Source organism: Pseudomonas sp. S30 (assembly GCF_016518545.1).
Lineage (GTDB): Bacteria > Pseudomonadota > Gammaproteobacteria > Pseudomonadales > Pseudomonadaceae > Aquipseudomonas.
The window spans coordinates 106972-119045 of the sequence record NZ_JACVTO010000017.1; the positions used below are offsets into that span (position 1 = coordinate 106972).

Annotated in this window: 8 protein-coding genes and 1 pseudogene; 4 read left to right on the plus strand and 5 right to left on the minus strand. The window is 58.6% G+C overall.

Annotated features, from left to right (window positions below; genetic code table 11):
* The first annotated feature begins 29 nt into the window (after positions 1–29).
* Together IAE34_RS18395 and IAE34_RS18400 are read left to right on the plus strand one after the other, a co-directional pair.
* On the plus strand, positions 30–932 hold the full coding sequence (locus tag IAE34_RS18395; RefSeq protein ID WP_200140405.1) for an NAD synthetase: 903 nt from the start codon (positions 30–32) through the stop codon (positions 930–932).
* Positions 932–1357 (plus strand): hypothetical protein, encoded by a 426-nt coding sequence (locus tag IAE34_RS18400; protein WP_200140406.1) that lies wholly within the window; start codon positions 932–934, stop codon positions 1355–1357. The genes IAE34_RS18395 and IAE34_RS18400 overlap by 1 nt, the downstream gene beginning before the upstream one ends.
* 144 nt (positions 1358–1501) lie before the next feature.
* Here the strand turns inward: IAE34_RS18400 and IAE34_RS18405 are convergent, their stop codons facing one another.
* Both IAE34_RS18405 and IAE34_RS18410 read right to left on the minus strand, forming a co-directional pair.
* Positions 1502–2869 carry an ATP-binding protein gene (locus IAE34_RS18405; protein WP_200140407.1) on the minus strand — a complete coding sequence of 456 codons (1368 nt, stop codon included), beginning with the start codon at positions 2867–2869 and terminating at the stop codon, positions 1502–1504.
* A 1-nt stretch (position 2870) separates the two neighbouring features.
* Positions 2871–3587 (minus strand): response regulator, encoded by a 717-nt coding sequence (locus IAE34_RS18410; RefSeq protein WP_200140408.1) that lies wholly within the window; start codon positions 3585–3587, stop codon positions 2871–2873.
* Positions 3588–3724: 137 nt separating this feature from the next.
* On the opposite strand from IAE34_RS18410, the gene IAE34_RS18415 reads away from it, so the two are divergent.
* Positions 3725–6022, plus strand: a complete 2298-nt coding sequence (locus tag IAE34_RS18415) for a TonB-dependent siderophore receptor (protein ID WP_200140409.1) — start codon at positions 3725–3727, stop codon at positions 6020–6022.
* Between the two features lie 350 nt (positions 6023–6372).
* On the opposite strand, the gene IAE34_RS18420 is transcribed toward IAE34_RS18415, so the two are convergent.
* Both IAE34_RS18420 and IAE34_RS18425 read right to left on the minus strand, forming a co-directional pair.
* A complete protein-coding gene (locus tag IAE34_RS18420) occupies positions 6373–8115 on the minus strand; it encodes an anti-phage dCTP deaminase (protein WP_200140410.1) in 1743 nt (580 codons plus the stop codon).
* A 736-nt stretch (positions 8116–8851) separates the two neighbouring features.
* Positions 8852–9934, minus strand: coding sequence for an IS630 family transposase (locus IAE34_RS18425; RefSeq protein ID WP_200140411.1), 1083 nt, complete (start codon positions 9932–9934; stop codon positions 8852–8854).
* Positions 9935–10146: 212 nt separating this feature from the next.
* On the opposite strand from IAE34_RS18425, the gene IAE34_RS24525 reads away from it, so the two are divergent.
* A complete protein-coding gene (locus tag IAE34_RS24525; RefSeq protein ID WP_267908868.1) occupies positions 10147–10281 on the plus strand; it encodes a hypothetical protein in 135 nt (44 codons plus the stop codon).
* A gap of 313 nt (positions 10282–10594) precedes the next feature.
* Here the strand turns inward: IAE34_RS24525 and IAE34_RS18430 are convergent.
* Positions 10595–11929 (minus strand): annotated as a pseudogene (locus tag IAE34_RS18430) (tyrosine-type recombinase/integrase).
* Positions 11930–12074: the final 145 nt, after the last annotated feature.

Sequence of the window (12074 nt, forward strand, 5' to 3'; positions counted from 1 at the left end):
CGGCGCGCAGCTGAGCAAGGAATCATTCAATGACGGATCTTCTGGTCAACCAACTGGCCAATTCTTCGCAGTTCATGGCGCGGCAGCGTCTTCAGTCACGAATCAACCTGCCGCAGATGTTCGCTGCAATCGATGCCGATCCCCGCATCGTGGGAGCAGGCGTCGTTTATGTGGATGCCGATTACAACGTCGTCACCCTGCGTGAGTTCCAACCCATCTGCAGCATCAAACCCAAGCGTGTCATTCTGCGCGAAATCAAGAAGTACCAAACGCCTGCACAATATACCGAGCAGCTACAGAACAATCCGCGAGAAACACGTGTTGTAAAGGAGGCCGTCAACACGACGCTTTCCTGCGCGGGCGCCATCATCGGCTGGTGTGTGGTGTTCAGTGGCACCATTGCAGCACCCTTCACGGCAGGTACCAGTTTGGTACTCACGTATATCGGGGGAGCCGCAGCTACGGCGAGCACGGCTCAGTGTCTGATCGGCGGAGTGCGTACCGTGCGCGAGGTAACTAATCCTGCTGCCAACGACGCGATGGACGATAGCAAGTGGTATCAAGCGACATCTACTGTACTGGATGCCGTCTCGCTCATGGGTGTGGGAGCCTCGGGCCTGACGACACTCAAATATCTTCAGGTTCACAAGGCAGCGACGGGCCGTAGCTGGTTCGAACTCACCAAATCCCTAAGCCGCCAGCAACGCAAGGCGCTGACCGACGAGTTGCTCTCGCTCAAGCATCCGTCACTCACTCCCAAACAGCTCAAGCTCCAGCAAGCGGCAGGGACGATGACCAAGCGATACACGCCAACACAGATCAACCACGCTACCCAGACGCTCTTGCGCGACTCGCTGGGCGCAACGTTCGGCCTCGCGGGCAGCTCGACGGTTCAGAGCATCGCGGTGGGGCTCTACGAGGAAATCGAGTGATGATGAAACTCAGCGCTTTCCAAACGTTCATGCAGCGTTATTTTCCCATCTTCCTCATGGGTTTTTTCGCTAGCATCGTGGCGATGGCCCTGGCAGTTGCACTCTGGGTCGATAGTCATTGGCGCAATCACCCGGACAACCCCCTTTACACCCTGCTGATCTGTGGTGTTCTGACATTGCTGCTGTGTATTGGACATTTTGCGATGATTCGAGGCTTGAGAAGGGCGATCTGGATAGTACTGTTGTCGCTGACGCTCACCTGGCTCATGGCCTTGAACCTCATTGGCTCGGGATTGAACTCGATTCTCCTGTTCACCGTGGTGACGATGCCATGGCTGGCGGTGCTGGTATTGAACAGCTCTCGTCATCGCGAGATGCGCCGCCGCCTGATAGAGCTGCGCGGGGAGCGGTCGTCATCATCATGAGCGCTGAGAAGGATGATGATCAATCGCCCGATAAGCGAGTGCTTCCATCGTCAAGCCGCCACTTCGTGATGTTCATCACTGGCTTTTTACTGTCCTGCTTCGCTCTCAGCGGTGTGGTCTCCCTGACTTTCGCCACTTACTGAATCACCGCGCCAACACCACCGTGGCCACCAACCCACCTCCCTCCCGATTCGCCACCTGCAACGCGCCGCCATGGCTGGCGGCGATGCGCTGGGCGATGCTCAGGCCCAGGCCGTAGCCGCCGGAGTTCTGGTTGCGCGAGCTGTCGCCGCGCACGAACGGGTCGGCCACGGTACTCAGCAAGGCCGCATCGATGCCCGGCCCGCGGTCCTCCACGTGCAGGCGTACCTGCGTGGCCTCGGCTTCCAGCCGTACCGACACCTTCCGACCATAACGGAGGGCGTTGACCAGCAGGTTCTGCAAGCACCGTTGCAGCATCAGCGCATCGACGCGCAGCCGGCCAATGCTGCCGCTGACCGGCAGCGGCTCCTCGACGCTGGCCAGATCCGCGCATACCCGCGCCACCAGCCGATCCAGGTTCACCTCCTGCAACGTCAGTTGCTCCCCGGCCCGCAGGTAATCCAGCACCTGGCCGATCATCGCATCCATCTGCGCGATGTTCTGCCGCAACCGTTCCTTGTGCTCGCCGTCTTCCAGCCGCTCCAGACGCAGGCGCATGCGCGTCAGCGGGGTGCGCAGGTCATGGGACACGGCCGCGAGGAAGTAGGCCTTGTCGTTGACCATGGCGATCAGCCGTTGCTGCATGGCGTTGAACGCCTGGGCCGCCTGGCGCACTTCCTCCGGGCCCTCCAGCGGCAGCGGCGGCTGCTCCAGGTTGCGCCCCAGCCCCAGGGCGGCATCGGCGAGCCGGTGCAGCGGGCGCAGGCACAGGCGCACCGCCACCAGGCATACCAGCAGCACGGCGAGTATGCGCACGGCGTACACCCGCAGCAGGTAGTCGCTGATCAGCACCCAGGCCGACTCGCCGCTCCAACCCTGCAATTCCTCGCCGTCCACCAGCAACCAGTGGCCATCGGCCAAGGGCACGGCGAACTGCAGATGGGCCTGGGCGATGCGCAGGCCGAACAGGCTGCGCCACAGGACCGGTCGGCCCAGCTCGTCGGTGAGTTGCAGCTTGAGCACCTGCGCTTTCAAGGTATGGCCCAGCTCGTAGCTCAGCGCCTGGTTGAGCAGCAGCTCGATACGGCGTCGGCTGTGCGGGTCGCCCGGCTGCGCTTCGGGCAGCGTCTCGGCGCAGCGCAGGTGGTAGCGCGAGGGCAGGGGCGGGGGCGTGGCGTGGCAGTCGCCCTGGGCGATCAACGGCGCGCTGCGCGCCGCGATCAGCCGCACTGGCGCCTCGAACACCTGGGCGAAGCGCACGTCAAACCAGATGCTGCTCGACACCAGCTGCACCAGCAGCGTGCCGCTGATCATGATCAGCAGCAGCTGGCCGAACAGGGTGCGGGGCCACAGCCGGCGCAGCAGGCGCACTTCAGGCGTCCGGCCCGCGGGCGATGCTCAGCAGGTAGCCTTCGTTGCGGATGGTGAGGATCTGCGCACGGCCCTCGGCGCCGCGGCGCAACTGCTGGCGCAGGCGGCTGATGCACATGTCCACCGAGCGGTCGTCGGGCAGGTGGTCGCGGCCGAACGCGCTGCGGGTGAGCTGGTCGCGCGACACCACCCGGTCGTTGGCCTCCAGCAGCTCGCGCAGCACCCGGTAGTCCGAGCGCGGCAGGCTCAGGGCCTGGCCATCGGGCAGGGTCAGCAGGCGCTTGACGTGGTCGAGGCTGAAGCCGGCGAAGCGCTGCGCGGTACTGACGGGCTCTTCGAGCACAGCCTCAAAGCGTTGCGGGCGGCGCAGCACCGCCTTGATCCGCGCCACCAGCTCGCGTGGCTCGAAGGGTTTGGCCAGGTAGTCGTCGGCGCCCACCTCCAGGCCGATGATGCGGTCCAGCGTGCTGCCCTTGGCCGACAGCATGATCACCGCCAGCCCCGGCTGCGCCTGCAACTGGCGGCACAGGCTGAGGCCGTCCTCGCCGGGCAGCATGAGGTCCAGCACCACCAGGTCCACCGGCTGGCGGGCCAGTTGCTCGCGCATCTGCTCGCCGTCGGCTGCGGCCAGCACGGCGTAGCCGGCTTCGGTGAGGTAGTCGCAGAGAAGTTCGCGGATCTCGTCGTCGTCATCGACGACCAGCAAGGTCGTGCTCATTGCGGGGACACCTGTCTGGCGCGCGCAGCGGCGGCCGTTACGTTCCATTACATCCCCGTACAAGCCGGGCATGGAGCCCGGAGGGCACATCCCTAGAATCGTAGCAAAAACCATCTGCGAATACGAAACCTTCCCAAATGAATCCTTTGCTTCTTTCCAGCGCCACCGCCCGTTACAGCCGTGGCGGCAGCCGCCTCTCGCCGCTCGCCCTGTGCGTGGCCCTGAGCCTCTCCACCAGCGTTTTCGCCGCCGACACTGCGCCGCTCGAACTGGGCGCGACCACCATTGAGGATAGCGCGCTGCCTGCCGCCGACGCCACCGGCCAGCTCGGCTACACGGTCGAAAGCACCCGCAGCTCCACCGGCCTGGACCTCACCCCTCGGCAGACGCCGCAGTCGGTGACCACCATCACCCGCGAGCAGATGAACGATCGCGATATCCACAGCATCGAGCAGGCCCTGGAGACCGCCCCCGGCGTCAGCCTGACCAAGCTGGAAGTGGGCGGGCGCACCGAATTCCGCGCCCGTGGCTATGCCATCAGCAACTGGAAGCTCGACGGCCTGCAGATTCCCGGCGCCTCGGACTTCAGCGGCAGCGGCAACGCCCTGAACCTGGACCTGTACGACCGTATCGACATCGTGCGCGGCGCCAACGGCCTGCTCGGCGGCACGGGCGACCCGTCGGCCACCGTCAACCTGATCCGCAAGGCGCCCACCCGCACCTTCGGCGGCAGCGCCTACGCCACCTCCGGCAGCTGGGACAAGCGCCGCCTGGGCGCCGACCTGAACCTGCCGCTGTCCGCCGACGGCCGCCTGCGCTCGCGCTTCGTGGTCACCCAGCAGGACGGCAACTCGTTCCGCGACAACCAGTCCGACCGCTCCCGCGCCGCGCTGGCCAACTTCGAGTTCGACCTGGACGACGCCACCACCCTCGGCGCCGGCTACCAGTACGAATACAGCAAGGTGGTCGGCGGCGGCTGGGGCGCAAACATCCCGATCTGGTACGCCAACGGCAGCAAGACCGACCTGCCGCGCAGCAGCAACCTGGCGCCGAGCTGGAGCTTCGGCGAATACACCACCCGCACCACCTTCGGCTCGCTGCAGCACCGCTTCGACAACGACTGGACCCTGGACCTCAAAGGCTCCCAGAGCACCACCGAGGCTCTCAACCATCGCGGCCTGGCCAAAGTCAACTCGGCCGCGCGCGGCAGCTACCAGGGCTACTGGAACGAAGACGGCAGCGGCGCGGTGCTCAACGGCCTGCACAGCTCCAGCGACACCACCCAGCAATCGGCGCAGATCGACTTCTCCGGCCCCTTCCAGGCCTTCGGCCGCACCCACCAGGCGATGCTCGGCTACAACGACAGCCGCACCGTCGGCTGGTCGCCTGAGTACAACTGCACCATGGTCGGCGGCGGCCTGAGCAAGGCGGGCCTGGCCGGCTGCCAGTTCCGCATCAACAACGGCCTGCCCGTCACCGACTGGCGCAACGGCGTGGACGACGACTTCCAGATGCTCGCCTCGCAGACCGGTCGCCACACCAAGACCACCACCCGCCTGCAAGGCCTGTACGCGGCCACCCGCCTGAGCATCACCGACCCGCTCTCGGTGATCGCCGGCGCCCGCGTCACCGACTACTCGTCCACCACCCGCAGCGTCGCCGGCGCGCGCAGCAACCAGCAGAACAACGGCATCGTCACGCCCTACCTGGGCGCGGTCTACGACCTCGACGACACCTACTCGCTGTACGCCAGCTACACCGATATCTTCAACCCGCAGACCCAGGAAACCGTCACCGGCAACCGAGTCGAACCGATCCGTGGCCAGAGCTACGAAACCGGCCTGAAGGCCGCCTGGTTCGACGGCCGCCTCAACGCCTCCGCCGCGTACTTTCGCACCAAGCAGGAAAACAAGGCGGTGCTGGCCGACGGCCTGAGCACCCCGACCGGCAACGACGCCTACAAGGCCGGCTCCGGCCAGGAAACCGACGGCATCGACCTGGAGCTGGCCGGCGCCCTGACCGACCAGTGGAACGTCTACGCCGGCTACACCTACCTGCACTTCCGCCGCGTGGACAGCGACGGCCGCAGCGACCCCTCGCACCTGTTCAAGGCCTCCACCACCTATCGCCTGTCCGGCCCGCTGGACCGCCTGACCCTGGGCGCCGGCGTCACCGCCCAGAGCAACATCCGCGCCCTGTCCACGCCGGCCGGCCAGCCCACCAACGGCGTGAGCCGCAGTGCCACCGACGTGAACTGGTCCGGCTATGCGATCTGGAATGCCATGGCCAAGTACCAGGTGACCGACGACACCAGCGTCAGCCTCAACGCCAACAACCTGTTCGACAAGCACTACTACACCCAGTACGGGTTCTACGCAGGGGCGATCTACGGCGACCCGCGCAACCTGTCGCTGACGGTGAGCACGGCGTTCTGATTCGGCGCCCCCCCCTGCGCGCTCGACGGCCTGGGCGGTCCAACCCGCTGCAGGTCGTCGACGTCCGCCTATCACCCGAGCGCTACAGCCCGCGTGTGCGCCCAGACGAATTGAAGCTGGCTCCAGAAGGAAATCGGGAGCGCAGCATCGGGTATCAGTTAGATGTTTCGAATGTGGGGTTCATGGAGCGCACTCCTTTATAATGGATGATGAGGCCTTATCAGTATGTAAGTCTAATACAACTGCGGGTAAGAAGGGGCTTGTTGTTAATTAAATAATGCCCCGCATCTTGTTTCGTTGCGTTGAAAACGTCCTTCGAGTATTAAAGAGTTCGACGCATAGCTTGATTATTATTCCATATATGCCAATTCGTCTTTGTACGGTAGAACGGAGTCATAGAGTTGATGGTAGCCCTTGCCTACGGCTCCGTAGAACTGTGAAAGTTCAGGCGGGTTTTCGCCGACTTCTAATATGTGGTCATTCGCAATGCCGGGATATGGGTCGATAAAGATAATTTCCCTCAATCCCAGCTGATAGGCTTTTTTTGCGCAAAGTTCACAAGGGCTGGCAGTGGTAAATAATTTTCCGCCCTCAATCGCTGCACCACCATATTTCACAATTTGCAAAAAAGCATTCTCTTCGGCATGAAGTGATCTAGTGTGCACTTGGTTACCACGTGTACGTTCACTGCTAGCCAATCCGTTGCGGATATCTTTGAAGCAGTACGATAAGTTCTGGCCGCTTGATTCTAATGCGTCGGCTAGCTTTATAAGCTTTTTGCCAGCGCTTAGTCTGAATTCAGAATTTGTTCGCTCGTATTTACTATAGGCGACTGCGTCGAAATCGTTCATCAAACCCTTGAGTGACCTTAGCGAGCATGGAACCTGCCCTTTTGCTACATCATTCCACCCAACAGCTTTGACAGAGAAATCTGCATCAGTTACTACGGCACCCACCTGCCGAGAAACGCAGCCAGAGTTACTTTTGGCGGAGTATGCAATTTGCATCACTCTTTCCATTGATGTTGGTGAGACAAGGCCAGGGTGGAGCATTAACGCTACGTACCATGCCAACTGGGCCTTTAGTACATTGTTATTGTCAAGCTCACCTCTGGGATTGAATAGATGTATATCCGATATTTCAATGCATTGCTTAACGTTCTGGCTGATGAAGTCGGCGTGTGAGATCTTGGTTTTTCCTGACTCATGGTTATCAATTTCACGAAGCTTATCAGAGGTGAACTTGTGAATACTGTGTAGATAGGCCGCACGATCCTCATCAGGAGCATTGATCGATACAAGATAAAATGCAGAATATCTGTCTTTGAAGAATCTGGCTTCGTATGGGTTTCGAATTGCATCTATAACTATTAAAGCCTTTTCTTTTATGCTCCTAATGCCTTTGATTACCCTGTTTATAGTCTCGGGTAGATGAAAGACGCTGGCGGGCATAAAATCGACGGACTTGTAGTCTTTGTCGATGCATCCAATTTTTCTTATGGAGTTCCCTGCTGATTGATAAATCGACACATAAAGCGCGTTATCAATTTGTCTCAGCTCGTTTTTGAAGTCGTTTGTAAACTTTCTCATTAGCCGCAAGAAAGAAATAAATTTTTCCTTTTCTTTGTCTTGAAGCATGAACTTCTCTTCGTGATTTAATAGTTTACTCATTATAGATACAAATTTTGTTCTTATCTTGCTTTTTCCATAGGAGCCGTTTTCTAAAATTTCGACTAATTTGGTGTTGTCAATGGGGGCTTCAAGTGTTCCTATGATAAATGAAATAAGATCTTCGGTGTTCATTGATAACAAATAAGCTGATATTAAGTCGCTTACCTTTATCGAGTAGAACTGTACGATGTTTCGCTCGGCATAGCTTTTAAGTATTTCGTATCGCCTACCGTTTAAGCGTTCAAAAAAAGCCTTTCCTTTGTACTGAACGGCATTTAGGTCTGGGAAATTAGGATTGAGGCTCTCAAGAATGTTTGCCGCAGTAGTGCAGCCTGACCCGGTTCGGCCTGTTAATCCTATCACAACAAATTTGCTACGTGCTCTGAAAAGGGATGTTACTACTTCCCTGTTGTGATTTACCATGCTTCCTCCACTTGAATTGTTATAGGTTGTTTTCTGAAGTTTGGCTTCGCTTTATTAATTTCCCTGCGCAATCTGAGATCTATTTATTAACGGCTCTTGAGCTCTGGCTGGTCGGCGAAGTTTGATCATTCATCCCTATCTCCAAAACTGTATTGAGTAAGGAGAGGCGGTAGATGCAGTTATTTGGACTTACGGAAAAATCTACCTTTTATAACCTTAGTTAAACAGCTATTTAAACTATGACTAGCTCGAGCGAGCTGCTGTAGCTGAGAGACGATGGCAGCGCCAGGCCGTGTCCCGTCATACAGATATTTCCAGCCGAATTCGAAGGCTCAAACAATTGAGCCTGGCCCAATCTCGTAACCGACCACGCCCGAGTCCCGCCTGTATTCGCATACTTTTCCATGCCTGCCATCCTACTATGCTTGTGCGCAGTCAGCATGGTGGCACATGGCTGCACCCAAACACACCCTCCCTTAGTCAGATGTGGGTAGGGTAGAAACGCCCAAAACCTTGGAGAGTGCCGAGAGGTGCGCCTAAACTATTGTTCCGCACGGTTTAGACGAACGGCAGTGGTTGTGACGGGTGTGCGAGACTACCTATCATCCATCACTGGCCATTTTGACAATGCTTTAATTGCTGCTACCAAGCAGCTTTCGACGGGCATAGTCAAGCTACTGACCGTCTTGGCCATGGATATAAGCCCGCACCTAGTGTGGTGTTTCTCAAATAACGCTCATATTTTTCGGCTTAGCGCCTCAGCTGCACGGTCGACGCTCGCCAAGATGTCATCGGCCTTTCGATGCCAGCGAAAGGGTCGAGGATTGGCGTTATGAGTGGGCAGGTAGTACTCAATAGATTCCTCCAGATCCTTCACGCTGGTATGTGCCTGGCGCTTGATCCACTTTTCGCTCAGCGTCGAGAAGAAGCGCTCCACCAGATTCAACCAGGATGCTGATGTAGGCATGAAATGGACGCGATAGCGCGGGCGCGCTGCCAACCATGCTTTTACTTTGTCGGTCTTGGGGGTCGCGTAGTTGTCCATTACCAGATGAACGGGCATGCCCTCTGGTACGTTGGCGTCCACCTCTTTGAGGAAGGCAAGAAACTCAATACTTCCATGACGGCGCTTCAATCTCCCGATGACGTCACCCGTAGCGATATCCAGCGCCGCGAACAACGATGTCGTTCCGTGGCGCTTGTAGTCATGGGTGCGAGTGACGGGTTTGCCCGGGGCAAGAGGCAAGCCTGGCTGAGTACGATTCAGCGCCTGAATCTGGCTCTTCTCGTCGATACAAAGCACCAGAGCCTTGTCAGGCGGGTTGAGATCGAGCCCAACAATATCGTGGACTTTGTCGACGAACAGCGGGTCGGTCGAAAGCTTGAAAGTCTTTTCCAGATGAGGCTTGAGGCCGAAGGCATGCCATATCCGCATGACGCTGGCTGGAGAAATCCCGGTTGCCTGACTCATTGACCGGGTGCTCCAGTGACTGGCACCTTCGGGTTTGGAGTGCAGTGCCTGATTGACCACAGCCTGTACTTGTTCATCGGTAATGCTGCGAGGCCGGCCTGAACGATGTTCATCATTTAAACCATCGAGTCGCAGCCGACTGAATCGCACTCGCCAACGCGAGACCGTGTGCACGCCAATGCCGAGCCTATGGGCGATGGCGGTACCTGACTCTCCACCTGCACACGCCAAGATGATTTCGCGAATGCGGGATTCAGCCGGGCCTTTACGCTGGCGGGAGCGACGTAGCAGTTCAATGCGTTCTTCGTCGCTCAGCTCAATCGGGGCTGCAGGTCGGCCTGCTTTCATATCGTTACTCCAGGGTATTTCTAATACTGAAAGCCTAGACCAAAATATGATTTTTACTCGCGAAACATCACACTAGGGATAGTCGGAATCCAGTTGTTCGCTACACATCTAGCGCTGGCTCCGTGCACCCCGACGCTCTCCAAATACAGGCGGATGTGTGGCCATGTGCTACAGTTTTGTAGCCCTTATCCATGTTGATTACAGGAGTTCACATGTTCACTGATATCAAGCCGGGTCCAAAGCCAAAGCGCGAAGATGGAAAAGATGATCGCAGACGGCACGTAAACCCGCCTAACGACAAGAAGCACCCAACTTTGCCGATTCATAAGCACAAGCCCGGCGATTGATTGTTGTAGGTTGTTCAGCCCTCCATCATCAAGCATGCCGGAGGGCTTCTATTAAAAGTGCGCTCATGGGGCGCTGGGCGGCTTTCGTAGGTCCTCTCAGACTGGGCTTGAGCTTGTTGCGTTCCTTGGCCTTGACGACGATGCCTGGAGTGTTCCTGCGGCGTCTGTCCTCATAGCACGCTGCCATGGGGCTGGCCCATCAGCATTATCGAGTTCAGGGCATCATCCGCATGGTCCTCCCATCCTCGCCTTGAGAAGCTTCATACTGTGCTGTGGGCAACTTCACAGCGTGTTTGCAGCGCGGTGTGGCAGCCTATTCGGTCCTCTTGGCATTGCGAAGGCGCTTAACGTTCTCACCCGCCTGATTGGCGAACTCATGCGGCGTCACCTGGTCCTCGCTGTTCGCCTCCATAAACCGGCTCCACCAGGTCATGATCATCCGGCGCTCTTCAAGGAACTCGGCCTTGTGGGTATAGGCAGCGCGCACGTTGTTGCGTTCCTCGTGACTCATCTGCCGCTCGATAGCCGTATCCGACCATAGCCCGGACTCGAACAGCGCACTGCACGCCATGGCCCGGAACCCGTGGCCGCAGATATCCACCTTGGTGTCGTAGCCCATCGTCCTGAGCGCGGCATTCATCGTGTTCTCGGACATCGGTCTCCACGGCTTGGCATCTCCCGCGAGCACCAGCTCGAACTTGCCGGTGATCGCGTGGATCTGCTCAAGCAAGGCCACTGCCTGCGGCGACAAAGGTGCAACGTGGATATCCCCGGCCGTCTTTGTACCCCTTGTGGAAAGGGCGCGCCGTCCAGCGCGGGGAGGGTGTCGGAGATTTCCCAGATTTCGCGCTGGAGGCCGAACTCGTTCCAACGGGCGAAGCGCAGTTCACTGGAGCGTACGAATACCTGCAACGACAGCATCACCGTGAGGCGCGTGAGCGGGCGGCCTCTGTAGTCCTGGATGCAAGTCGATAGCTCTGGGAGTCGCGATAGGGGTAGTGCGAACCGGTGAGTTACCCGTGGTGTTTTGATCGAGCCATCGAGGTCGTGAGCGGGGTTCGCCGTGATCAGCCGCAGCCGTTTGGCTTCACGCATGATGCTATGCAGGTAGTTCTTGATCCTGAGCGCCACGTCGATGGTGCCGCGCTTTGTCACGGCTTCCAGTGGCTGCATGAGGTCGTGAGTGCCCAACTCAACGCTTGCTTCTGGCACCGATCAAAGGGGATACGTGGGTCTTCAATCGGCTGAGCAGTCTTGGTGTAGCCGAGCGCCCACTTCGGCACCATGCTCGCGTGCCAGTCGAGCGCGACGCTTTCGAAGGAGCGGCCGTTGACCACGGCCTTAGTCTTGGTTTGTTGCTTGTACTGGATGGGATCTATGCCGTTGGCGAGCTGCTGCTTGATCTCGAAGCGCTTGCGGCGTGCGTCGCCCAGCCCGACCACTGGATAGCTGCCGAGGGCGATCAGGCCCTCGCGGCCGTCGGGTTTCACGTACCTGAGCCGCCAGCCTTTGCGGCCGTTGAGTTGCACAACCAGGTAAAGACCGTCGCGGTCGAAGCGCTTGACTCGTGCTCTCTTGGCTTTACGGTGCAACAGGCGATATCAGTAAGCGGGGCGGTGGTGCGGGTCTTAAAGGTAGTCTCCGATATGGAAACTGACCTCTATCCTTAAGACTACTCTTATCACCGCTGACTACCCTCGGAATCCGCCGTAGCCCAAAAACGAAAAAACCCGCCAAAAGGCTAATGCTGTTCACTTAAGCGGAGCAGCCTTACGATCCACCGGATACCGGGT

What these genes read in the sequence shown, in the direction of transcription:
- IAE34_RS18420 (WP_200140410.1), bottom strand. Translation starts at nt 8,115, where the DNA reads ATGGTAAATCACAACAGGGAAGTAGTAACATCCCTTTTCAGAGCACGT.
- IAE34_RS18400 (WP_200140406.1), top strand. Translation starts at nt 932, where the DNA reads ATGATGAAACTCAGCGCTTTCCAAACGTTCATGCAGCGTTATTTTCCC.
- IAE34_RS18415 (WP_200140409.1), top strand. Translation starts at nt 3,725, where the DNA reads ATGAATCCTTTGCTTCTTTCCAGCGCCACCGCCCGTTACAGCCGTGGC.
- IAE34_RS18395 (WP_200140405.1), top strand. Translation starts at nt 30, where the DNA reads ATGACGGATCTTCTGGTCAACCAACTGGCCAATTCTTCGCAGTTCATG.
- IAE34_RS18425 (WP_200140411.1), bottom strand. Translation starts at nt 9,934, where the DNA reads ATGAAAGCAGGCCGACCTGCAGCCCCGATTGAGCTGAGCGACGAAGAA.
- IAE34_RS24525 (WP_267908868.1), top strand. Translation starts at nt 10,147, where the DNA reads ATGTTCACTGATATCAAGCCGGGTCCAAAGCCAAAGCGCGAAGATGGA.
- IAE34_RS18410 (WP_200140408.1), bottom strand. Translation starts at nt 3,587, where the DNA reads ATGAGCACGACCTTGCTGGTCGTCGATGACGACGACGAGATCCGCGAA.